At 69.4% G+C, this 22,597-nt stretch carries 17 protein-coding genes; 8 read left to right on the top strand and 9 right to left on the bottom strand.

Going from position 1 to position 22,597, the window contains the following annotated elements:
- The first annotated feature begins 62 nt into the window (after positions 1 to 62).
- The 5 genes from gcvP (at position 63) to ACTRWB_RS29345 (ending at position 8,621) form a co-directional block, all read left to right on the top strand.
- Entirely contained in the window at positions 63 to 2,990 is a 2,928-nt protein-coding gene (gene gcvP / locus ACTRWB_RS29325; protein WP_193097417.1) for an aminomethyl-transferring glycine dehydrogenase, read from the top strand.
- A gap of 151 nt (positions 2,991 to 3,141) precedes the next feature.
- Positions 3,142 to 4,284 carry an alginate lyase family protein gene (locus ACTRWB_RS29330; protein WP_446903901.1) on the top strand — a complete coding sequence of 381 codons (1,143 nt, stop codon included), beginning with the start codon at positions 3,142 to 3,144 and terminating at the stop codon, positions 4,282 to 4,284.
- Between the two features lie 30 nt (positions 4,285 to 4,314).
- Complete coding sequence (locus ACTRWB_RS29335) at positions 4,315 to 5,703, top strand: L-serine ammonia-lyase (RefSeq protein WP_343494363.1); 1,389 nt, start codon at positions 4,315 to 4,317, stop codon at positions 5,701 to 5,703.
- Positions 5,704 to 5,823: 120 nt separating this feature from the next.
- On the top strand, positions 5,824 to 7,527 hold the full coding sequence (locus ACTRWB_RS29340; protein WP_446903902.1) for a thiamine pyrophosphate-binding protein: 1,704 nt from the start codon (positions 5,824 to 5,826) through the stop codon (positions 7,525 to 7,527).
- On the top strand, positions 7,524 to 8,621 hold the full coding sequence (locus tag ACTRWB_RS29345) for an ADP-heptose--LPS heptosyltransferase (RefSeq protein ID WP_446903903.1): 1,098 nt from the start codon (positions 7,524 to 7,526) through the stop codon (positions 8,619 to 8,621). Before ACTRWB_RS29340 ends, ACTRWB_RS29345 begins: the two co-directional genes overlap by 4 nt.
- Positions 8,622 to 8,669: 48 nt before the next feature.
- Here the strand turns inward: ACTRWB_RS29345 and ACTRWB_RS29350 are convergent, their stop codons facing one another.
- The 3 genes from ACTRWB_RS29350 to exaC form a co-directional block, all read right to left on the bottom strand.
- Positions 8,670 to 9,704, bottom strand: coding sequence for a helix-turn-helix domain-containing protein (locus tag ACTRWB_RS29350; RefSeq protein ID WP_446903904.1), 1,035 nt, complete (start codon positions 9,702 to 9,704; stop codon positions 8,670 to 8,672).
- Between the two features lie 200 nt (positions 9,705 to 9,904).
- Positions 9,905 to 10,456, bottom strand: coding sequence for a hypothetical protein (locus ACTRWB_RS29355; RefSeq protein ID WP_446903905.1), 552 nt, complete (start codon positions 10,454 to 10,456; stop codon positions 9,905 to 9,907).
- Between the two features lie 168 nt (positions 10,457 to 10,624).
- Positions 10,625 to 12,151 carry an acetaldehyde dehydrogenase ExaC gene (gene exaC / locus ACTRWB_RS29360; RefSeq protein WP_446903906.1) on the bottom strand — a complete coding sequence of 509 codons (1,527 nt, stop codon included), beginning with the start codon at positions 12,149 to 12,151 and terminating at the stop codon, positions 10,625 to 10,627.
- Between the two features lie 336 nt (positions 12,152 to 12,487).
- Between exaC and ACTRWB_RS29365 the strand changes: the two genes are divergently transcribed.
- Positions 12,488 to 12,916, top strand: a complete 429-nt coding sequence (locus ACTRWB_RS29365; protein WP_129513394.1) for a pyridoxamine 5'-phosphate oxidase family protein — start codon at positions 12,488 to 12,490, stop codon at positions 12,914 to 12,916.
- A gap of 77 nt (positions 12,917 to 12,993) precedes the next feature.
- Here the strand turns inward: ACTRWB_RS29365 and ACTRWB_RS29370 are convergent, their stop codons facing one another.
- On the bottom strand, positions 12,994 to 14,607 hold the full coding sequence (locus tag ACTRWB_RS29370) for an MFS transporter (protein WP_446903907.1): 1,614 nt from the start codon (positions 14,605 to 14,607) through the stop codon (positions 12,994 to 12,996).
- A 150-nt stretch (positions 14,608 to 14,757) separates the two neighbouring features.
- Here ACTRWB_RS29370 and ACTRWB_RS29375 point away from each other — a divergent pair, with 150 nt between their 5' ends.
- Positions 14,758 to 15,642: a LysR family transcriptional regulator gene (locus ACTRWB_RS29375; RefSeq protein WP_129513392.1), complete on the top strand. Its 885-nt coding sequence runs from the start codon at positions 14,758 to 14,760 to the stop codon at positions 15,640 to 15,642.
- 10 nt (positions 15,643 to 15,652) lie between these two features.
- On the opposite strand, the gene eutC is transcribed toward ACTRWB_RS29375, so the two are convergent.
- The 4 genes from eutC to ACTRWB_RS29395 form a co-directional block, all read right to left on the bottom strand.
- Positions 15,653 to 16,444 carry an ethanolamine ammonia-lyase subunit EutC gene (gene eutC / locus ACTRWB_RS29380; RefSeq protein ID WP_048247863.1) on the bottom strand — a complete coding sequence of 264 codons (792 nt, stop codon included), beginning with the start codon at positions 16,442 to 16,444 and terminating at the stop codon, positions 15,653 to 15,655.
- On the bottom strand, positions 16,441 to 17,838 hold the full coding sequence (locus ACTRWB_RS29385; RefSeq protein WP_193097408.1) for an ethanolamine ammonia-lyase subunit EutB: 1,398 nt from the start codon (positions 17,836 to 17,838) through the stop codon (positions 16,441 to 16,443). Before ACTRWB_RS29385 ends, eutC begins: the two co-directional genes overlap by 4 nt.
- A 91-nt stretch (positions 17,839 to 17,929) precedes the next feature.
- The gene (gene eat, locus ACTRWB_RS29390) at positions 17,930 to 19,342 is read right to left on the bottom strand and encodes an ethanolamine permease (RefSeq protein ID WP_048247867.1); all 1,413 of its coding nucleotides are present in this window, start codon (positions 19,340 to 19,342) and stop codon (positions 17,930 to 17,932) included.
- 186 nt (positions 19,343 to 19,528) lie between these two features.
- Positions 19,529 to 20,992, bottom strand: a complete 1,464-nt coding sequence (locus ACTRWB_RS29395; RefSeq protein ID WP_129513389.1) for a mechanosensitive ion channel — start codon at positions 20,990 to 20,992, stop codon at positions 19,529 to 19,531.
- Positions 20,993 to 21,268: 276 nt separating this feature from the next.
- On the opposite strand from ACTRWB_RS29395, the gene ACTRWB_RS29400 reads away from it, so the two are divergent.
- Positions 21,269 to 22,147, top strand: a complete 879-nt coding sequence (locus ACTRWB_RS29400; protein ID WP_343494371.1) for an AraC family transcriptional regulator — start codon at positions 21,269 to 21,271, stop codon at positions 22,145 to 22,147.
- Between the two features lie 80 nt (positions 22,148 to 22,227).
- Here the strand turns inward: ACTRWB_RS29400 and ACTRWB_RS29405 are convergent, their stop codons facing one another.
- Positions 22,228 to 22,593 (bottom strand): zinc ribbon domain-containing protein, encoded by a 366-nt coding sequence (locus tag ACTRWB_RS29405; RefSeq protein ID WP_193097405.1) that lies wholly within the window; start codon positions 22,591 to 22,593, stop codon positions 22,228 to 22,230.
- Positions 22,594 to 22,597: the final 4 nt, after the last annotated feature.

A 22,597-nucleotide genomic window follows, 5' to 3' on the forward strand; every position in this document is an offset into this window, starting at 1 on the left:
CCTTACCCGAACCGCGCGGGGCCGGTCAGCCGCCCCGTCCCGCGCGGGACCAGAGTCACGCCATGAAGCTCGAACACCCGGACCGCCTGATGAACCGCACGCCCCTCTCGCTCGCCGCGCTCGAAACGCACGACGCGTTCGCCGAACGCCACATCGGCCCCGACGCCGCCAGCCAGCAGGCCATGCTCGACACGCTCGGCTTTGCGTCGCGCGCCGCCCTGATGGACGCCGTGATCCCGGCCTCGATCCGCCGCGCCGAAACGCTGCCGCTCGGCCCGTTCGCGCAGCCGAAGAGCGAGGCTGAAGCCCTCGCCGCGCTGCGTGTTCTCGCGGACAAGAACCAGGTGTTCCGCTCGTATATCGGTCAGGGTTACCACGACACGCACACGCCGGCCGTCATCCTGCGCAACGTGCTCGAAAACCCGGCGTGGTACACGGCCTACACGCCGTACCAGCCCGAAATTTCCCAGGGCCGCCTCGAGGCGCTCCTGAACTTCCAGCAGATGGTGGCCGACCTCACGGGCCTCGCGATCTCGAACGCGTCGCTGCTCGACGAGGCCACCGCCGCGGCCGAAGCGATGACGCTGCTGCAGCGCACCGGCAAGCCGACGTCGAACGTGTTCTACGTCGCCGACGACGTGCTGCCGCAGACGCTCGAAGTGATCCGCACGCGCGCGCTGCCGGTCGGCATCGAGGTCAAGACGGGCCCGGCCGCCGACGCCGCACAAGCCAACGCGTTCGGCGTGCTGCTGCAATACCCGGGCGTGAACGGCGACGTGCGCGACTATCGCGCGCTCACCGACGCGATCCATGCAGCCGGCGGCCACGTGGTGGTCGCGGCCGACCTGCTTGCGCTCACCGTGCTGACGCCGCCCGGCGAATGGGGCGCGGACGTCGCGATCGGCAACACGCAGCGCTTCGGCGTGCCGATGGGCTTCGGCGGCCCGCACGCCGCGTATCTCGCGGTGCGCGACGAATTCAAGCGCCAGATGCCGGGCCGCCTCGTCGGCGTGACGGTCGACGCGCAGGGCAAGCCCGCGCTGCGCCTCGCGCTGCAGACGCGCGAACAGCACATCCGCCGCGAGAAGGCGACGTCGAACGTGTGTACCGCGCAGGCGCTGCTCGCGATCATGGCCAGCATGTACGCGGTCTACCACGGTCCGCACGGGCTGAAGACGATCGCGCTGCGCGTGAACCGCATCGCGGCGCTGCTCGCCGCCGGCGTGAAGCAGCTCGGCTTCGCGACCGTCAACGACACGTTCTTCGACACGCTGACGATCGACACCGGCGCGCGCACCGCGCAGGTTCATGAATTCGCGAAGGCGAAGCGCATCAACCTGCGCCGCGTGAGCGACACGCAAGTCGGCGTGTCGGTCGACGAAACGACGACGCGCGACGACCTCGCCGATCTCCTCGCCGTGTTCGCGCAGGCAGCCGGCGGCACCGCACCGGCCGTCGACGCGCTGGACGCGGGCCTCGGCGGCGTCGCCGCGCTGCCGGCCGGCCTCGAGCGCACGAGCGCGTACCTGACGCACCACGTGTTCAACCGCCACCATTCCGAAACCGAAATGCTGCGCTACCTGCGCAGCCTGTCGGACAAGGATCTCGCGCTCGACCGCTCGATGATCCCGCTCGGCTCGTGCACGATGAAGCTGAACGCGACGTCGGAAATGCTGCCCGTCACGTGGCCCGAATTCGGCGGCATCCACCCGTTCGCACCGGCCGAGCAGACCGTCGGCTACCGCGAGATGATCGACCAGCTCGAGCAGATGCTCGTCGCGGCCACCGGCTACGCGGCCGTGTCGCTGCAGCCGAACGCGGGCTCGCAGGGCGAGTACGCGGGCCTGCTGATCATCCACGCGTATCACGCATCGCGCGGCGAGAGCCACCGCGACATCTGCCTGATCCCGGCGTCCGCGCACGGCACGAACCCGGCATCCGCGCACATGGCCGGCATGAAGGTCGTGGTCGTCGCGTGCGACGCGCAGGGCAACGTCGACATCGCCGACCTGAAGGCGAAGGCCGACGAACACTCGAAGGACCTCGCGGCGATCATGATCACGTATCCGTCGACGCACGGCGTGTTCGAGCAGAACGTCCGCGAGATCTGCGAGATCGTCCATGCGCACGGCGGCCAGGTGTACGTCGACGGCGCGAACATGAACGCGATGGTCGGCCTGACCGCGCCGGGCCAGTTCGGCGGCGACGTGTCGCACCTGAACCTGCACAAGACCTTCTGCATCCCGCACGGCGGCGGCGGCCCGGGCGTCGGCCCGGTCGCGGTCGGCGCGCACCTCGCGAAATTCCTGCCGAACCAGCGTTCGACCGGCTACTCGCGCGACGAAAACGGCATCGGCGCGGTGTCGGCCGCCCCGTACGGCTCGGCGTCGATCCTGCCGATCTCGTGGATGTACATCGCGATGATGGGCGCGAAGAACCTGACCGCCGCGACGGAAACCGCGATCCTCAACGCGAACTACATCGCGAAGCGCCTCGCGCCGCACTACCCGGTGCTGTACTCGGGCCCGGGCGGGCTGGTCGCGCACGAATGCATTCTCGACCTGCGTCCGATCAAGGAAACGAGCGGCATCAGCGTCGACGACGTCGCGAAGCGCCTGATGGACTACGGCTTCCACGCGCCGACGATGAGCTTCCCGGTGCCGGGCACGCTGATGGTCGAGCCGACCGAATCGGAATCGCAGGAAGAACTCGACCGCTTCATCGCCGCGATGATCGCGATCCGCGACGAAATCCGCGCGGTCGAGGAAGGCCGCGCCGATCGCGAGGACAACCCGCTGCGTCACGCGCCGCACACGGCGGCCGTCGTCACCGCGAACGAATGGCCGCACGCGTACTCGCGCGAGCAGGCTGCGTACCCGGTCGCATCGCTCGGCACGAACAAGTACTGGCCGCCGGTCGGCCGCGCGGACAACGTCTACGGCGACCGCAACCTGTTCTGCTCCTGCGTGCCGATGTCGGAATACGCATAACGCGCGCCAGGTCCGGAGCTGTCCGATGGTGATCGCACCGCACGCAACTCCGTGTTGCGTGCGGTTTTTGCGTTCGCCGCTCGAACCGGTTCACGTTCGTCCGCCAATCCGGCTAACATCACACGCGATCCAGCCAATGAAGGAGTTCCGCATGGTGCGTCCGATGTTTCCGGGCCATGGTGCAATGCAGGGGCGGCCGCGCACGCATGGGCGCCGCTTCGTGCCGATGCTCGTCGCGTCGCTGTCGTTCGCCGCTGCCGGCCTCGGCGCGGCCGGCAGCGCGCGCGCGGCGATGAATTTCTGTGCGGCGCCGGCACTGCAGGCGAGCGAGACGACGCAGGCCGAGCCGGGCGTGCAGGCGCTGATCCGCAGCGTCGACGCGCGCATCGGCGAGCAACCGAAGGCGATGCCGCGCGTGCACACCGAGGGCACGCTGCCGCACGAAGGTATCTACGACCAGAGCGCGGCCGCGCTGAAGGACCTCGACCTGATGCGCGACGCGGCGCTCGCGTGGCGCGTGACGAACGCGCCGCGCTACCTGCAGCTCGTCGACCGGTTCCTGTCCGCGTGGGTCGCGACCTACCAGCCGAGTTTCAATCCGATCGACGAGACGCGCTTCGAAAGCCTGATCGTCGCGTACGACATGACCGCGAGCGCGCTGCCGGTGAAGACCCGCAACGCGACGGCCGCGTTCATCGCGAAGCTCGGCGCCGGTTATGTCGCGCAGATCGACGCGCAGAAGCGCCCGCTCACCGGCACGTGGCGCAACAACTGGCAAAGCCATCGGATCAAGCTGATCGCGCTGTCCGCATTCACGCTCGGCGACCGCAAGATGATGAACGCCGCGCAGCGGCTGTTCGTCGAGCATCTCGCCGACAACATCGGTCTGGACGGCAAGACGTGGGACTTCGAGGAGCGCGATGCGCTGCACTACGCGGTCTACGACCTGCAGCCGCTGGTGACGGCCGCGCTCGCCGCGCGCCGCTTCAACCGCAACTGGCTGCGCGAGCGGGGCGCGAACGGCGCGACGCTCGCCGCCGCGCTCGACTGGCTCGTGCCCTATGCGCTCGGCGAGAAGACTCACGAGGAATTCGTGAATTCGCCGGTGCCGTTCGATGCGAAGCGCCGCGAGGCCGGCCTGCCGGGCTACACGGGGCAGTGGGACCCGAAAAACGCCACCGAACTCTTTCATCTGGCCGCGCGGCTGGACGGGCGTTATGCCCGCGTCGCGCAGCAACTCTCCCCAACGCCGCCCGCATGGCTCGCCGCGTGCCTGCCATTGCAGGCGCGCTAGTACTACTCTTAAAGCAAGGCAGGAATCGAAATGGCAGTCAGCGTGTTTGACCTCTTCAAGATCGGCATCGGCCCGTCCAGCTCGCATACGGTCGGACCCATGCGCGCGGCGCTGATGTTCGTCCAGAGCCTCGAGCGCGACGGGCTGCTCGACGCGACCGCCCACGTGAAGGTCGAGCTGTACGGCTCGCTCGGCGCGACCGGCAAGGGCCACGGCACCGACCGCGGCGTGATGCTCGGCCTGCTCGGCGACGCGCCCGACACCGTCGATCCCGAAACCGTCGACGCGCGGCTCGAAGAAGTCCGCAAATCGAAGCAGCTCGCGCTGCTCGGCACGCATCCGGTGCCGTTCGTGCTGAAGGAGAACATCGCGTTCTACCGCCAGGCGCTGCCCGAGCACCCGAACGGCATGAAGCTGCGCGCGAGCGACGCGAACGGCGCGGTGCTGATCGAGCGCACCTACCTGTCGGTCGGCGGCGGCTTCGTCGTGACGGCCGGCGCGCCGAACACGAAGGTGCTGAGCGCGGCCGAGCAGATGACGCACCCGTTCCGCACCGGCGCGGAGCTGCTCGCGCTGACCGAATCGACCGGCAAGTCGATCGCGCAGCTGATGTGGGAAAACGAGCGCGCGTGGCACACCGAGGAACAAACGCGCGACGGGCTGCTGAAGATCTGGGCCGTGATGCAGTCGTGCGTGTCGCGCGGCTGCGGGATCGGCAACCCCGATGCCGACGGCAACCTGCCCGGCCCGTTCCAGGTCAAGCGCCGCGCGCCGCAGCTGTACCGCACGCTGACGGGAAGCCCGGAGCGCGCGCTGCAGGACCCGCTGTCGATGATCGACTGGATCAACCTGTATGCGATCGCGGTCAACGAGGAAAACGCGGCCGGCGGCCGTGTCGTCACCGCGCCGACCAACGGCGCGGCCGGCATCATCCCGGCCGTGCTGCACTACTACACGCGCTTCACGCCCGGCGCGAACGAACAGGGCGTGATCGACTTCCTGCTGACGGCCGCCGCGATCGGCATTCTTTACAAGCTCAACGCGTCGATCTCGGGCGCGGAAGTCGGCTGCCAGGGCGAAGTGGGCGTCGCGTGCTCGATGGCGGCCGGCGCGCTCGCGGCCGTGCTCGGCGGCACGCCGCACCAGGTCGAGAACGCGGCCGAAATCGGGATGGAACACAACCTCGGCCTGACCTGCGACCCGGTCGGCGGGATGGTGCAGATCCCGTGCATCGAGCGTAACGCGATGGCGTCGGTGAAGGCCGTCAACGCGGCGCGCATGGCGCTGCGCGGCGACGGCTCGCACTACGTGTCGCTCGACTCCGTGATCAAGACGATGCGCGAGACGGGCGCCGACATGAAGACGAAGTACAAGGAAACGTCGCGCGGCGGCCTCGCGGTCAATATCGTCGAGTGCTGATGCGGTAACGGCGGCGCGCGCTCGCTGCGTCGTGCCGTCAACCTGTTCGTTCCGACACTATTCAGCGCCCCGCCAACGGGCGTAAGCTGTACGTCCCGCTACCCAGGGAGACGGCAGCCCATGTCGCATTCCAAGGATCTCGAGCCGCGCGCCACCACCGGTGCGCGACTGCTCGTCGATGCGTTGCTCGCCAATCACGTCGAACGCGTGTTCTGCGTGCCGGGCGAGAGTTTCCTCGCCGTACTCGATGCGCTGGCGGACGACACCGCGCGCATCCAGACGGTCGTCTGCCGCCATGAGGCGGCCGCCGCGAACATGGCCGAGGCGGTCGGCAAGCTGACCGGCCGCCCCGGCATCGCGTTCGTCACGCGCGGGCCCGGCGCGACGCATGCGTCGATCGGCGTGCACACCGCGTTCCAGGATTCGACACCGATGATCCTGTTCGTCGGCCAGTGCGCACGCGAGCACCTCGACCGCGAAGCCTTCCAGGAAATCGACTACCGCCGGATGTTCGGCCAGATGGCGAAGTGGGTCGCGCAGATCGACGATCCGCGCCGCATCCCCGAATACCTGAGCCACGCGTTCCACGTCGCGACGTCCGGCCGGCCCGGCCCGGTCGTGCTCGCGCTGCCGGAGGACGTACTGTCCGAAGTGTGCGCGGCGCAGCCCGCCGTGCCGGCCGCGAAACGCGTCGCGGCGGCGCCGTCCGCCGCGCAGATGGACGAGCTGCGCGAGCGGCTCGCGCGCGCGGAACGGCCGTTCGCGATCGTCGGCGGCAGCGGCTGGACACCCGAAGCGTGCGCGAACCTGCGCACTTTCATCGAGCGCTGGCAACTGCCGGTCGCGTGCGCATTCCGCTACCAGGACACGATCGACAACGCGCACCCGAACTATGCGGGCGACGTCGGGCTCGGGATCAACCCCGCGCTCGCGAAGCGGATCCGCGACGCCGACCTGCTGCTCGTGATCGGGCCGCGCCTCGGCGAAGCGACCACCGGCGGCTACACGCTGCTCGACATCCCGAAAACACGCCAGACGCTGATCCACGTGCACCAGGGCGCGGACGAGCTCGGCCGCGTGTATGCGGCCGACCTGCCGATCGTATCGGGGATGCCCGAAATCGCCGCGCCGCTCGCCGCCCTCGAACCGCCCGAGCGCCCGGCCTGGGCCGGCGCGGCCAACGACGCGCATCACGCGTACCGCGAATGGCATGCGCCGCTGCCGATGCCCGGCGACGTCCAGCTCGGCGACGTGATGGTGCAGCTGCGCGAGCGCCTGCCGCACGACGCGATCCTGACCAACGGCGCAGGCAACTACGCGATCTGGCTGCATCGCCACTTCGCGTACCGGCACTTCCGCTCGCAGCTCGCGCCGACGAGCGGCGCGATGGGCTACGGGATTCCCGCCGCGCTCGCCGCGAAGTCGCTGTACCCGTCGCGCGCGGTCGTCGCGCTCGCCGGCGACGGCTGCTTCATGATGGCCGGCAACGAACTCGCGACCGCGATGCAGTACGGGCTGAACATCGTCGCGATCGTCGTCAACAACGGGCATTTCGGCACGATCCGCATGCATCAGGAGCGCAACTACCCGGGCCGCGTGCATGGCACGGGGCTCACGAATCCCGATTTCGCCGCGTATGCACGCGCGTTCGGCGCGCATGGCGAGACGGTCGAGCGCACCGCCGATTTCGCACCCGCGCTCGAGCGCGCGCTGACCTGCGGGCTACCCGCGCTGATCGAGATCCGCATCCCGCAGAACGCCAGCACCCCGGCCGCGACGCTCGAACAGATCCGCGAACAGGGCCGCCGCGCACGCGGCGGATGACGGTGGCCACGCGCAGCGCGCCGCCCGGCATCGCGCTCGCGCACGACGACGCGCTCGTGCTCCCCGGCACGCTGCTCGCGCCGGACGGCACGCTCGTCGCGCCTTACGACATCGAGCACGGCGACGCGCGCGCCGTCGGCCACGTGCCGGCCGCGGCCGCGCTCGGCCTGCTGCACGCCGCGCACCGGCCGTTCCGGCTCGACTACGACCGCGCAAGCGATGTGCACGTGATCAACGGCATGGGCGTCACGCTCGGCGATTCGGTGATCGGGCTGACCGCACTCGCCGCGCTGCGCGCGGCGCATGCGGGCCTGCGCTTCACGCTGTACCGGCCGGCCCGCGCACCGCGCCATGTCGACGCGCTGTATGCGCTCGCGGCCGACGTCGTCGCGCCGTCACGCGCGCTGCCGTGCCCCGCCGACGTGCTGCCTGCCGATGCGCCGTGCATCGACGTCGGCAATCACCTGTACTGGCCCGCGTTCGCACGGCTGCCGATGATCGATTTCTTCCTCGACGCGCTCGGCGTCGACCCGGCCACCGTGCCGGCCGCCGAGAAGCGCAACCGCTGGCTCGCGCGGCTGCCGCTGCCCGCGCTGCCGGCCGCATGGCAGCGGCCGTACGTGCTGTTCTGTACGAGCGCGAGCACCGCGGTGCGCAGTGTGCCGCCCGCGCTGCGCGCGGCGTTCGTGGAGATGCTCGTGCAACGCTACGGGCTACCGGTGGCCGGGTTCGGGCCCGTTGCGCATCCGGCTTACGTCGACGTGAGCGGCGACGCGGCCGACACCGCGCGGTTCATTGCCTGGGTCAAGGGCGCCAGCCTGCTGTTCGCGCCCGACACGGCCGCGCTGCACCTCGCCGACGGTTTCGACGTGCCGACGCTCGCCTGCTTCACGACGATCGGGCCGGCGCTGCGCGCGCGCGACTATCCGCATTGCGTGCCGGTCACGCTCGACCTGCCGGCCGAATTGCACGGGATGCATCGCAGCGAACGGCCGGACGATCTCGCGGCGGTTGAAACCGCGTATCGCGCGGTCGACTGGGACAAGCTCGCGTGGCCCGCGCCGCGCGAAGCGGCGGCAACCAACACCGGATAACGGAACAGGACGCGGCAGCCGGCCGGTAGGCCGAAGGCGCCGCCGTCGTCACCCCGCCGAAACCATCACCGCGCGATCGCGCAGCGTCTCCGACGGCCGCTTGCCGAACAGCCGCCGGTAATCGGTCGCGAACTGGCTCAGATGCCAGAAGCCCCACGCCTCCGCGACATCCTGCACCGAGCCGGCCGCGCGGCCGCACAGGTCGCGCCGCGCGCCGTTCAGCCGCAGCGTGCGCAGATAGGTCGCGGGCGCCATCCCGAGCACGTCCTGGAAGCAGTACTGCAGCGTGCGCCGGCTCACGTGCAACTGCTCGCACAGCTCGGGCACGCCGACCGGGCGCGTGCGGTGCGCGAGCACGTAGTCGCGCGCCTGCTCGACGATCCAGCGGCGCGTCGACGGCGTGCGGCCCGCGCCATCGTCGCCCGGTTGCGCGCACGCATCGAACAGCGCGGCAAGCACCTCGGCCTGCAGCTCGTCCCGCTGCGCATCGGGCAGCGGGCCGGCCACGGCCACCGCGCCGTCGAGCCGGCGGCCGAGCAGCGCGCACAGGCGCGCGAGCCGCGCATCGCCGACCTGCATCACGCGCTGCGTGAACAGCTGCTCGTCGAGCGCGCGGTGTTCGACCTCCTCCGCATAACGACGCAGCACGTCGCCACGCACGACGACGCCGTAGATCGAAAACTGCGCGGGCGTCACCAGTTCGAATTCGACGTTGCCGGGCCGGAACGCGAGCGCGCCGGGCCCGATGCGACACGCATCGACGCGCGCCGTGCCATCGCACACGAGCGGGATGCCGAACCAGTACGCATCGCCGCGCACCTCGCATGCCTGGCGCAGCAGGTGGCTCGTCGATTCGCGAAACAGCTTCATCGTGTCGAGCGGCAGCTCGGTCAGCGTGCCGACGAAGCGGCCGGCCGCGAGCTGGTCGTAGGTCTGCCGCCAGCCGATCAGGTTGCGTGCCTGCTCGTCCGCATCGTGCGCAACGCTGACGACGGCCTGCCCGGCCAGCGCATCGTCGCCCTGCGCGTTGCGCCGCGTGTCTTCGGCGGTCGGTTCTTCGATATACGCCACGTGTTGATCCATCGTGTCCTCCCTCACCTGCCCGGAACCGCGCTTGTCACGCAAGTCCCGTGCCGAACCGTGCGGCCCGGCAACCAGCCCGTCATTCCACGCTGCCCGGCCGGTGCGCGCCATACGGGCGCACCCGGACGCGGCGCGCGGCGCACGCCGCCGGTGCGATCCGCGCGACGACCGCGCATGCGCGTCGCCGCTTGTTACCGAGGCTATCGACTACCGGCTGCCGGCCGTAGCCGCACGACCCGCGTGCCGCAGTTGCCGTACGCCTGCGCGACCGCCAGCTCGACGATCGCGCTGCCGGCCGGCCAGGGCGCCGCGTCGGCTTCCGGCAGATCGGCACGCAGCGTGGCGCGGCCGTTGATCCGGTAGCGGATGCCGCGCATGAAATCGACGAACAGCAACCCGACACCGCTGCCGTCGCACGCTGCCGCGTCGATCCGGCCTGCGCCGCCCTGCGCGGGCAACGCGAACCGCAGCGTCTTCGTGTCGATCACGCGGACCACGGGCAACAGCTCGCCGTGCGCGTCGCGCAAGCTCTGCACGATGTCGCAGGTCACGCTCGTGCGAGCGCCGCACGCGGTGCCGATGAACATGAACGGCTGCGATTCGACGAATTGCCGCACGCCGATGCTCACGCGCGTCGTCACCACGTCGCTCATCCGCTCGGCTTCGTCGGCGACGCCGAAACGCTGCTGCGCGTCGAGTTCGCCCGCGTGGAACACGGGGTGGCGTGCAAAGGATCGGGGCAGTTCTGTCATGCTGGTTTCCGTCACGCGCGTCCGCACGCCACGCCGCCGCGAACACGCGACGGCCGGTATCGTTTCCAGCGCGGGCCGCGACGCTGCGCGGCCGACGCCGGCTGCCGGATGTCGAAATCGAACAGGGCGAAGTGCCGGATGAGCGGCACTTCGCCACCGTGTCGGCGATCAGAAGAACCCGAGCGCCTCGGCCTGATAGCTGACCAGCAGGCACTTCGTCTGCTGATAGTTCGACAGCGCCATCTTGTGCGTCTCGCGGCCGATCCCCGACTGCTTGTAGCCGCCGAACGCCGCATGCGCGGGGTACAGGTGGTAGCAGTTGGTCCACACGCGGCCGGCCTCGACCTCGCGGCCCATCCGGTACGCACGCGTGCCGTTGCGCGTCCACACGCCCGCGCCGAGCCCGTAGAACGTGTCGTTCGCAAGTTCGATCGCGTCCTGCTCGTCCTTGAACGTCATCACCGACGCGACCGGCCCGAAGATCTCTTCCTGGAACACGCGCATCTTGTTGTTGCCGAGCAGCATCGTCGGTTTCACGTAGTAGCCCGTGCCGAGTTCGGCGGCCGGCGCCGTGCGCTCGCCGCCCGTCAGGCATTGCGCGCCTTCGCCGCGGCCGATGTCGATGTACGACAGGATCTTGTCGAGCTGCTGCTGCGACGCCTGCGCGCCGATCATCGTCTGCAGGTCGAGCGGGTGGCCGGACTTGATGCGCTCGACGCGCGCGACGGCCTTCTCGATGAAGCGTTCGTAGATCGACTCCTGGATCAGGATGCGCGACGGGCACGTGCACACTTCGCCCTGGTTCAGCGCGAACATCGCGAGCCCTTCGAGCGCCTTGTCGAGGAACGCGTCGTCCTGGTCGAGCACGTCGGCGAAGAAGATGTTCGGGCTCTTGCCGCCCAGTTCGACCGTCGACGGGATCAGGCTGTCGGCCGCCGCGCGCAGGATGCGCTGGCCGACCGGCGTCGAACCCGTGAACGCGATCTTCGCGATCCGCTTGCTGGTCGCGAGCGCTTCGCCCGCTTCCTTGCCGAAGCCGTTCACGATGTTGATCGTGCCGGCCGGGAACAGGTCGCCGATCAGTTCCATCAGCACCAGCACCGACGCGGGCGTCTGCTCGGCCGGCTTCATCACGACGCAGCAGCCGGCCGCGAGCGCCGGCGCGAGCTTCCACGCGGCCATCAGCAACGGGAAGTTCCACGGGATGATCTGGCCGACGACGCCGAGCGGCTCGTGGAAGTGATACGCGACGGTGTTGTCGTCGATTTCGGAAATGCCGCCTTCCTGCGCGCGGATGCAGCCCGCGAAATAGCGGAAGTGGTCGATCGCGAGCGGCAGGTCGGCCGCCATCGTCTCGCGCAGCGGCTTGCCGTTGTCGATCGTCTCGGCCACGGCCAGCAGCTTCAGGTTCTTTTCCATCCGCTCGGCGGCGGCGAGCAGCAGGTTCGCGCGCTCGGCCACGGACGTCTTGCCCCACTTGCGGCGCGCGGCATGCGCGGCGTCGAGCGCCAGCTCGATATCGTCGGCACCCGAGCGCGGCACGCGGCAGAACGGCTGGCCGTTGATCGGCGACACGTTCTCGAAATACTCGCCCTTCACCGGCGCCACCCACTTGCCGCCGATGTAGTTGTCGTACTGCTGACGGTACGGGTATTCGACGTCGAGGCCCAGTTGCTTCAGGTCAAACGGGTTCATACATGTCTCCTGTTCATCGTGCTTGTGTGAGTACAGCGTCGGTTGGACCGCGCTGCACTCGTTTACGCAACATGCGTGCCAATCAGGACGGGAGCGAAACGGAAGCAGCGCGACCGCGGCCGGCCCGGGTGCGCGCCGTGCCGTGGCCGCGCACGCGGCACGGCGAGTGTGCCGATTCTGAACACCGCGATTGCGCAGCGGCGTGGCCGGTGTTCGAAACTTCCACAGTGGGTGTGCCGGGCGGCGCGGGCAGGCGGGCAGCGCCGCGTGGCATGTCGCTTGCGTGCGAATTGCGCATCCTGTCCACACGCAACGGCGTTCGCGCCGACCGACACCATGAGCGACCCCGGCCCCCTGACCGACGACGCCGTCGCGTTCATCCGCGAGCAGGCGTTCCTGATCGTCGCGACCGCCGACGCGGCGGGCGACAGCGATTGCTCGTACCGCGGCCGCCAGCCGCGCGCCGACGGTTCGTTCGCGCCGCTGGTCGACCTGCCCGACCGCCGCACGCTCGTGCTGCCCGACTTCGCGGGCAACAACCTGTTCAACACGATCGGCAACCTGCTGGTGAATCCGGCCATCGCGCTGCTGTTCGTCGATTTCGTGCGCCAGACGACCTGGCTCGTGCAGGGGCGCGCGACGATCGACGAGGATGCGGGAAGCCGCGCGCATCTGTGGCCCGACGCGAAGCGCTATGTGGTGGTCGCGGTCGAGCGGGCGCAAGCGCGGGCCGATGCGGCACTACCGCCGCTCGTGTTGGCGTGATGTGATGAGCGCAGCGTCGGCGTGCGGATGCCGGTCACGATGAAACACAATGGCGCGACGGCTCGAGAACGCAGCGATCAGCCCCCGTGCGTCTCCACGCAGGCCGGTTCGATCCGGCTGCGTGCCGGCACGTCGGCATGCGCATGCCCGTCCGCGTCGTCGCCCGTTTCGGCGGCAGCCGGCCGTTCACCGAGAAACACGAACACCACCACCGCGCACAACACCGTGACGACGGCCAGCCCGGTCAGCAGCCGGTCGAACGCATGCGTATAACTCGCGAGCAGCGCCGCATGGCCGACGCCCGGCAACACGGCCGCCGCGCCGGCAAGATCGCCGGTCGCGAGCCGCGCGGCCGCGCGCAGCGTCGCGCCGGGCGTGCCGGCGGCGCCGGCGGCCTGCCGTAGCCCCGTCTGCGCGAGCGCGGCCAGCACCGCACCGACGATCGCGAGCGCGATCCCCTCGCCGGCCACGCGCGTCGTGCTGAAGATGCCTGTCGCCATCCCCGCGCGCTCCTTCGGCACGACGCTCACCGACAGCCCGTCCATCAGCCCCCACGGCATGCCGGCCCCGACGCCGATCGCGAGCATCGGCGCGATCGCCGCAGGCCCCGCGCCGCCGCGCAGCGCGATGCCGAGCCACACGAGCCCGGCCGCCGCGACCAACAGCCCGAGCCCCGAGATCACGCCGGCCGACAGCCAGCGCGTGAGTGTCGCCGCGACGAGCGGCACGACCAGCATCGGCGCGGAGATCGCGAGCATCAGCCAGCCGGCGTCGATTTCGCTGAAGCCGTCGATGCCGATGAAGCGCAGCGGCAGCACGACGAGCAGCACGATGTAGCAGCAGCAGGTCGACACCGGCAGCACCTGCACGCCGACGAAGCGCGCGATGCGGAACAGCGACAGGTCGAGCATCGGCCGCGCGACGCGCGTCTCGATCATCACGAACGCACACGCGCCGAGTGCCGCGCCGGCCAGCAGCGCGATCACGAGCGGGCTCGACCAGCCGCGCGCGGGCGCCTCGATCACGCCGAACGTGAACAGCGTCAGCGCGGCGGTGAACGCGGCCGTGCCGGGCCAGTCGAGCCCGGTCGCGTGCGGATCGCGCGACTCGTGCATGCGCGGCAGCCCGAACACCAGCGACAGCACGCCGGCCAACGCGCCCGTCACAAAGATCGCGCGCCAGCCGTAATGCCCGATCAGGACGCCGGCCAGCACCGGCCCGAACGCGAGCCCGATGCCGAAGGTCGTGCCGAGCAGGCTGAACGCACGCGTGCGCGCCGCGCCGTCGAATTCCTGCGCGAGCGCCGCCGTGCCGCCCGCGAGCGCCGCGGCCGCCGCGAGCCCTTGCGCGGCGCGCAGCAGGTCGACCGCGAGCATCGACGGCGCGAACGCGAGCGCGGCCGACATCAGCGTGAAACCGCCGACGCCGATCGCGAACACGCGCTTGCGGCCGAACTGGTCGGCCAGCGCGCCCGCCGCCATCAGGAAGCTGCCGAACGCGAGCATGAACGCGTTGGTGATCCAGTTCATCGCGACCGGGCCGCCGTGCAGGTCGCGGCCGATCGCCGGCGTCGCGACCGCGCCGCCCGAAAACGACAGCGGCAACGCGACGGCGGCCATGCAGACGGCGGCCAGCACCCACGTGCGCCGGCGCGCCGACACGGCTGAAGCGGCTGAAAACGGGTGATCCATCATCGCTCCTCGAAAAGCCGGCGCGGATGCGCCGTTGGAGCGACAGAAGATAAATCCGATTCAATCCGCGAAAAACCACGCGAAGTTCCGCATATAACGGACTAAAATTCCGCAATTCACCCAGCCACCCGCATCGGCGCACGCACTTCGATGGAAAACCTGACCGGCATCGTCGCCTTCGTCCGCACCGCCGACGCGCTCAGCTTCGTCGCGGCCGGCCGCGCGCTCGGCATCTCGGCGTCGGCGGTCGGCAAGACGATCGCGAAACTCGAACTGTCGCTCGGCGTGCGCCTGTTCAACCGCACGACGCGGCGCGTCACGCTGACCGACGAAGGGCGGCATTTCTACGAACGCTGCCAGCGGATCCTCGAGGATTTCCGCGATGCGGAAGCGACCGTGACGGCATCGGCACAGCGCCCGCGCGGCAAGCTGCGCGTGAGCCTGCCGGTGATCGGCTACCGCTTCCTGCTGCCCGTGCTGCCCGAATTCCGGCAGCGCTACCCGGACGTCGAACTCGATCTGGATTTCAACGACCGGATGGTCGACGTCGTCGAAGGCGGCTTCGACGCGGTGATCCGCAGCGGCCCTTTGTCGGATTCGCGCCTGATGTCGCGGCGGCTCGGCCCGTTCGCGTTCGTGCTGTGCGCCACGCCCGCATATCTCGCGCAGGCCGGCACGCCGCGCACGCCGCACGATCTCGAAGCGCACGATTGCGTGCGCTACTGCTTCCCGACCACCGGCAAGCTGCAGGACTGGGCACTCGCGGCCGCCGACGGCACGCCGCTGAAGCTGCGCACCGCGATGACCTGCAACAACATGGAAGCGCTGCGCGGCACCGTGCTCGCGGGGCTCGGCATCGGCTACATGCCCGACTTCCTCGCGCGCGACGCGCTCGAACACGGCACGCTCGTCACCGTGCTCGACGACTACCGGATCGCACCGGGGCAATTCTCGATCGTGTGGCCGTCGAGCCGGCAGTTGTCGCCGAAGCTGCGTGTGTTCGTCGATTTTCTGTGCGAGCGGCTGTTCAAGTAGCCGCGCGCGGTCACACCGCCCCGATCCGCTCCGTGTCGGACGGCGGCAGCAGCGCATCGCTGTCGTCCTTCAGCCCGACGCCCGTCAGCTGGAGCCGGCGCGCATGCGTCATCAGGTAATGCAGCTTGTGCGCGGCGGCCGCGTGCGGCAGCCCTTCGGGCCGCACGTTCGAGATGCAGTTGCGCAGCGCGTCGTGGCAGCCGACTTTCGGCGCCCAGGTGAGGTACACGCCGAGGCTATCGGGCGAGCTGAGCCCCGGCCGTTCGCCGATCAGCATCGCGACGACCTTCGCACGCAGCAGTTCGCCGATCTCGTCGCCGAGCGCGACGCGCGCCTGCGTCGCCACCACCACCGGGCCGATCCGCCAGCCGTCCGTGTCCAGCCTCGATCGCACGGCCTGCAGCAGCGGCAGCGCCTGCTTCGCGGCCGCGAACGCCGACAGCCCGTCGCCGACCACGAACACGACGTCCGGCGCATCGTCGAGCGCCGCGCCGTGAGCGGCCAGCAGCGCGCGCCCTTCATCGGACAGCTTGCGGCCGAGATCGGGCCGGCGCAGGTAATGCTGGCGATCGGGCGCGGCACTCTGCACGCCAAGTGTCGCGAAGCCGGCCGCGTCGAGCTCGGCCCGCAACGCATCCGCGTCGAGCGGCTGGTGCACGGCGTCGCGCGCCTGCGCGTGCGACAGGTTGAACGCGAGCAGCGGCGCGGTCGGCAGGCTGTTGCCCGCGCGGCCGAGCGCGATCCGTGCGTTCGTGAACGACTTCAGCTGCGCCCACGGGTTCTTTTCGACGGCGTCGCTCATGCCGAAATCCCCATCCAGTCGTTCGCGCCCGCCAGCAGCGGCACGCGCGACGTCGCGGCGCGCAGTGCGCCGTGCGCGTCGGCGATCTCCATCGTCTCCAGCCACTCCTCGAACTCCGGCGCGCGGCGCAGGCCGAGCACCTCGCGCACGTAGAGCTGGTCGTGGAACGACGTGCTCTGGTAGTTCAGCATCACGTCGTCCGCGCCTGGAATCCCCATGATGAAGTTGATGCCGGCCGCGCCCAGCAGCGTCAGCAGCGTATCCATGTCGTCCTGGTCGGCTTCCGCGTGGTTCGTGTAGCAGATGTCGCAACCCATCGGCACGCCGAGCAGCTTCCCGCAGAAGTGATCCTCGAGCCCCGCGCGAATGATCTGCTTGCCGTCGTACAGGTATTCGGGGCCGATGAAGCCGACCACCGTGTTCACGAGGAACGGCTCGAACTTGCGCGCGACCGCATATGCGCGCACTTCGCAGGTCTGCTGGTCGACGCCGTGATGCGCGTTCGCCGACAACGCGCTGCCCTGGCCGGTCTCGAAGTACATCAGGTTGTTGCCGACGGTGCCGCGCTTGAGCGACAACGCGGCCTCGCGCGCCTCGCCGAGCAGCGCGAGCGAGATCCCGAAGCTCGCGTTCGCCTTCTCGGTGCCCGCGATCGACTGGAACACGAGATCGACCGGCGCGCCCTTCTCGATCGCCGCGATCGTGTTGGTCACGTGCGTGAGCACGCACGACTGCGTCGGCACGCCGTAGCGTTCGCGGAACCCGTCGATCATCGCGAGCAGCTTCACGATCGCCGCGAGGCTGTCGGTTGCCGGGTTGATGCCGATCATCGCGTCGCCGCAGCCGTACATCAGCCCGTCGAGCATCGACGCGGCGATGCCCTTCACGTCGTCGGTCGGGTGGTTCGGCTGCAGCCGCACCGACATCCGGCCGGCCAGCCCGACCGTGTTGCGAAAGCGCGTGACCACGCGGCGCTTGCGCGCGGCCGCGATCAGGTCCTGGTTGCGCATCAGCTTCGACACGGCCGCGACCATCTCGGGCGTGAGGCCCGGCGCGATCCGTTCGAGCGCCGCGCCGTCGGCCGCGGGCGACAGCAGCCAGTTGCGGAAATCGCCGACCGTCAGGTGCGAGATTTCCGCGAACGCCTGCGCGTCGTGATCGTCGACGATCAGGCGCGTGACTTCATCGTCTTCGTACGGAATCACCGCTTCGTTCAGGAACGCCTTCAGTGGCACGCCCGCGAGCGCGATCTTCGCGGCCACGCGTTCCTCCTCGCTCGCCGCCGCGACACCGGCGAGCTGGTCGCCGGAACGCAGCGGGCTCGCCTTCGCGAGCAGCGTCTTCAGGTCCGCGAAGCGGTACGTGCGCGGACCGATCGTCTCCGTGTAGGACATCGTGCGAGTCTCCTTGCCAAAAGCCGACGGCGCGCCCGTTCGACGGGGCGCGCCGGATGCCGTCAGGAACGGCCGTTCACCTTCACCCTGCTCACTCCTCCAGCAGCGCGTCGCCCGGCGCACTCTCGCGCTGCGAACGGGTCGCGAGGAAGTACGCGTAGCCGAACGCGAGGAAGCCGAGGAACACCAGCGCGACCAGCCCGTTGAAGTACACCATCGTACCGAGACAGATGACCGCCGCAACGATCGCGAATGCCGGGAAGATCGGGTACAGCGGCGCGCGGAACGGCCGCGCCATGTTCGGCTGCGAGCGGCGCAGCTTGAACAGCGACGCCATGCTGACGATATACATCACGATCGCACCGAACACCGACATCGTCACGATATTCGCGGTCAGCGTCTGCCCGCCGAACTGGATCAGCTCGTCGCTGTAGATCGCCGCGATGCCGATCACGCCGCCCGCGAGGATCGCGCGATGCGGGGTCTTGAAGCGCGGATGCACCTTCCCGAGCCACTCCGGCAGGTAGCCTTCGCGGGCCAGCGCGAAGATCTGGCGCGAATAGCCGAGGATGATCCCGTGGAACGACGCGACGAGCCCGAACAGCCCGAGCCACACGAGCATGTGCATCCAGCCGCTGTTCGCGCCGACGATGTACTTCATCGCCTGCGGCAGCGGATCGTTGATGTTCGCGAGCTTGGTCCAGTCGCCCGCGCCGCCGGCGAACACCATCACGCCGATCGCGAGCGCGACGAGGGTCAGGATCCCGGCCACGTAGGCGATCGGGATCGAGCGCTTCGGATTCTTCGCTTCCTCGGCGGCCATCGCGACGCCCTCGATCGCGAGGAAGAACCAGATCGCGAACGGGATCGCCGCGAACATCCCGTGGAATGCGCCGACGCTGAAATGATCGGCGCCCGACCAGCCGCCCTTCATGAAGTTGCTCCACGCGAAGCCCGGCGACACGACGCCCATGAACACCAGCAGCTCGAAGATCGCGAGCAGCGTGACGACGAGTTCGAAGGTCGCGGCGATCTGCACGCCGACGATGTTCAGCGCCATGAACACGAGATACGCGCCCATCGCCGCATGCTTCGGCTCGAGACCCGGGAACTGCACGTGCAGGTACGCGCCGATCGCGAGCGCGATCGCGGGCGGCGCGAACACGAATTCGACAAGCGTCGCGGCGCCGGCGAGATAACCGCCGGTCGGGCCGAACGCGCGGCGTGCATACGCGAACGGGCCGCCCGCGTGCGGGATCGACGTCGTCAGCTCGGTGAAGCTGAAAATGAAGGTCGTGTACATCGCCGCGACGAACAGCGCGGTGATGACGAAGCCCAGCGTACCGGCGCTCGCCCAGCCGTAGCTCCAGCCGAAGTATTCGCCGGAAATCACGAGACCGACCGCGATGCCCCACAGTTGCCAGGTCCCGAGCGTCTGCTGCAGCGCGGGCTGGCCGGACGACTTGGCGCCGGCGGCGGGCCGGCCATTCGACTCTGCTTTCATCGGACTTTCTCCTCAAAGGCGCCGGGCCTGTCGGCGTGCGCGACTGAGAATCGATGCTAGAGAGTCATTAAACGACGTGTTATCGAAATTCGGCAAAGATCGCGGGTTACGTTTCGCTGACGGCAACGCCGGCCGCGATCGTCGCCATGGCCGTCCGGCCGCACGACGCGGCCGGACCACCGGCACTTACTGGCCGCCGCCGCGCTGGTTGAACCAGCGGTCGAGCAGCTTGCCGGCCGCTTCGCGGCCGCCGAGGCCGAACGACAGCGCGACGGCCACCGCGATCGCGCCGAGCACGAGGCCGAACGCGAGCTGGACGATCTCGTTGGCGATGCCCATCGCGCGCAGCCCCATCGCGAACACGAGGCCGAGGATCGCGAATTGCGCGATGCGCGCGAACAGTACGCTGTGCTCACGGTCGGCCTGCTCGATCACGCGGCGCGCGAGGCCCGCGAGCCACACGCCGATCACGAGGATCAAGCCGCCCATCAGCACGTGGCCGCCGAACTCGATGAACAGCGTGACGACGTCGCGCACCTGCGAGAAACCGAGCCGGTTCGCGGCTTCGACCGACGCGAACAGCATCGCGAAGAACACGATCAGCCGCGCCACCAGCACCGACGGCTGCAGGATCCCCGAGAACACGCGCTCGACGCCGAGCACGGCCGGCAGCCCGTCGGCACCGGCGGCTTCCAGCAGCTTCTGCGCGAGCGACGCGACGAAGCGTGCGAAGTAGAACGTGACGAGCACGATCACGATCGCCGCGACGATGTCCGGCACCGCGCCGAGGAACTGGTTCAGCATGTTGGTCGCGGGACCCGAGATCGCGTCGATCTTCAGCGCGTCGAGCGCGGAGATCAGCGTCGGCACGAACACGAACACGTAGACGATCGTGCCGATCAGGCTCGATACGCGCACGGGCGTCGGGCTGTCGAGACGCTGCGTGAGGCGGTCGGCGCCTGCCGCGACGAGCAGGTTCGTCACGAGGCCGCGCAGCACGCGCGCGACGACCCAGCCGACGAAGCCGATCACCGCGGCCGCGAACAGGTTCGGCACGATCGCGAGCAGCTTGTCGACCATCCCCTGCACGGGCGACAGCAGCCCCGACAGCGCGAACGACGCGAGGATCGCCGGCAGGAACATCAGGATCACGAGCCAGAACAGCACGTCGCCGAGATAGCCGCTCATCGGCTGCATGCCCGCGCCTTCGGACAGCTTGTCGTCGATCTTGCTCGCCTTCAGCGCGCGGTTCGCGAGGCTGCGCAGCAGCGACGCGATGAGCCACGCGATCAGCGTCAGCGCCGCGCCGCCGATCAGGTTCGGCAGGTAGTTGACGATATGCGTGACGAGCAGCGAGAACGGATTGGAGACCGCGTACAGGTTGAGCACGTTGAAGATGCCCACCGCGGTGACGAGCAGTACGAGCCAGAACAGGCCGCCGGCGATGATCCGCTCGACATACGCGCCCTGGCCGGTGCTTTCGTTGATCCGCTGATCGACCTTCAGCGCGCTGAGCAGGCGCAGCGCGCCGGCCCGCACGACCACCGCGATCAGCCAGCCGATCACCAGGATGCCGATCGCGCCGGCGATCTTTGGCAGATATCCGCCTAGCGTGGCCTGCAGCGACGTGATGAAGCTGGAAGCATCCATTTCTTGTTCTCCCGAAAAACGTGGCGTTGCGATTGAACATCGACGAACTACCTGCGTACTTCGAAACACGTGCGTTGCCGCTTGAGCAAAGTACCCGAGAAAAATGACGCCTTCACCCGATTTCACCGTCTTTAACTTTAGTTGTTGATCACGGGGGGGCAAGACCCCATTTCGATGAAATAAAAAGGGGCGGATTAGCCGGCCGCTACGCATTTCCGCAAGATTTGTCCATTCGGGCCGTGCTACCGTGACGTCGGTTCCTGCCCGGACACGCCGATGACCGTCGAAACGAAAACCGAGACGCCCGCGTGGATCCGCTATGCGGCCAGCGTGGCGCGCGTCCACGACTACATCCGCACGCACCTCGACGGCTCGCTCGACCTGAACCGGCTCGCCGAAGTCGCGTGCCTGTCGCCGTATCACTGGCAGCGCGTCTATCGCGCGCTGTACGGCGAGTCGATCGTGCTGACGGTGCGGCGCATGCGGATCGTTCGCGCGTCCGAGGATCTCGTCTGCACCGACCGGCCGATCGACGAAATCGCGCGGCGCGCGGGCTACGGTTCGACGCATGCGTTCGCACGCGCGTTTCGCGACGCCTACGGCGTGCCGCCCGCCCAGCACCGGCGCACGGGGGCCCACCGGCCGATTTATCCGCTACAGAGAGGAGAGGAAGACATGTTCAAGCACGAAGTCGAGATCCGGCGCCTGCCGGAACTGCGCGGCTACGCGGTGGCGCACACCGGCGCGTACATGAAGGTCGGCGACGCGTTCGGCCGGATCGGCGCGTGGGTCGGGCAACACGGGCTGATCGGCCCGGGCGCGAAGATGATCGGCATTTTCTACGACGATCCGGATACGACACCGGAAGCGCAACTGCGCGCGAAGGCCTGCTTCACACCGGCCGACGGTGCGCCGGACGTCGAGCCCGTGCCGCCCGTCGAACGCGTGACGGTGTCGGGCGGCGAATACGCGGTGCTGCTGCACACGGGCCCGTATGCGGACCTGAAGACCGCCTACCAGTGGCTCTACGGCGACTGGCTGCGCCACTCGGGCCGCGAAGCCGCCGACGCGCCGCCGTTCGAGCTGTACCTCAATACGCCGATGGATGCCGCGCCGGCCGACCTGCGCACCGAGATCCACCTGCCGCTGCGCTGATCGAAGGGCTGGTGCGCCGGCCCTGAAACGAATCGCGCCGGCCGGCATTCATGCGCGGCCGGCGCGAATCGTCGGCACACTCAGGCGGCCTGCGTGCCGCACCCCGGACAGAAACGCGCGTCGGTAGCCAGCGCCGCGTGGCAGCGGCTGCACGCCTTGCCGCGTTGCGCCGCACCGCACTGCGTGCAGAAGCGCGCATCCGCCGCGTTGAGTGCGCCGCAGCCCGCGCAGGCGAGCTGGCTCAACGGCACGTTGCCGCCCTGGCCACCCTGTCCGTCGGCCGGCGCCTGCCAGCCCCAGCCGTGGCGATCGCGGCCGCGCGCTTCGTGGCCGCCATGTCCTTCCCGGCGCTGCCCGCCGTGATGCCCGCCACCGTGGCCGCTGCTGCCCTGCCCGCCGCCATGGCCACCGCCGTGGCCGCCCAGGATCCGTTTCAGAAAGCTCATCACC

The organism is Burkholderia sp. YIM B11467 (genome assembly GCF_052952715.1).

Bases quoted from the DNA above. Each gene is read 5' to 3' on its own strand.
- exaC (WP_446903906.1), bottom strand. From the start codon at position 12,151: ATGAACCCGTTTGACCTGAAGCAACTGGGCCTCGACGTCGAATACCCG.
- ACTRWB_RS29355 (WP_446903905.1), bottom strand. From the start codon at position 10,456: ATGACAGAACTGCCCCGATCCTTTGCACGCCACCCCGTGTTCCACGCG.
- eat (WP_048247867.1), bottom strand. From the start codon at position 19,342: ATGAAAGCAGAGTCGAATGGCCGGCCCGCCGCCGGCGCCAAGTCGTCC.
- ACTRWB_RS29340 (WP_446903902.1), top strand. From the start codon at position 5,824: ATGTCGCATTCCAAGGATCTCGAGCCGCGCGCCACCACCGGTGCGCGA.
- ACTRWB_RS29365 (WP_129513394.1), top strand. From the start codon at position 12,488: ATGAGCGACCCCGGCCCCCTGACCGACGACGCCGTCGCGTTCATCCGC.
- ACTRWB_RS29375 (WP_129513392.1), top strand. From the start codon at position 14,758: ATGGAAAACCTGACCGGCATCGTCGCCTTCGTCCGCACCGCCGACGCG.
- eutC (WP_048247863.1), bottom strand. From the start codon at position 16,444: ATGAGCGACGCCGTCGAAAAGAACCCGTGGGCGCAGCTGAAGTCGTTC.
- ACTRWB_RS29370 (WP_446903907.1), bottom strand. From the start codon at position 14,607: ATGGATCACCCGTTTTCAGCCGCTTCAGCCGTGTCGGCGCGCCGGCGC.
- ACTRWB_RS29400 (WP_343494371.1), top strand. From the start codon at position 21,269: ATGACCGTCGAAACGAAAACCGAGACGCCCGCGTGGATCCGCTATGCG.
- ACTRWB_RS29395 (WP_129513389.1), bottom strand. From the start codon at position 20,992: ATGGATGCTTCCAGCTTCATCACGTCGCTGCAGGCCACGCTAGGCGGA.
- ACTRWB_RS29350 (WP_446903904.1), bottom strand. From the start codon at position 9,704: ATGGATCAACACGTGGCGTATATCGAAGAACCGACCGCCGAAGACACG.
- ACTRWB_RS29345 (WP_446903903.1), top strand. From the start codon at position 7,524: ATGACGGTGGCCACGCGCAGCGCGCCGCCCGGCATCGCGCTCGCGCAC.
- ACTRWB_RS29405 (WP_193097405.1), bottom strand. From the start codon at position 22,593: ATGAGCTTTCTGAAACGGATCCTGGGCGGCCACGGCGGTGGCCATGGC.
- ACTRWB_RS29385 (WP_193097408.1), bottom strand. From the start codon at position 17,838: ATGTCCTACACGGAGACGATCGGTCCGCGCACGTACCGCTTCGCGGAC.
- ACTRWB_RS29335 (WP_343494363.1), top strand. From the start codon at position 4,315: ATGGCAGTCAGCGTGTTTGACCTCTTCAAGATCGGCATCGGCCCGTCC.
- gcvP (WP_193097417.1), top strand. From the start codon at position 63: ATGAAGCTCGAACACCCGGACCGCCTGATGAACCGCACGCCCCTCTCG.
- ACTRWB_RS29330 (WP_446903901.1), top strand. From the start codon at position 3,142: ATGGTGCGTCCGATGTTTCCGGGCCATGGTGCAATGCAGGGGCGGCCG.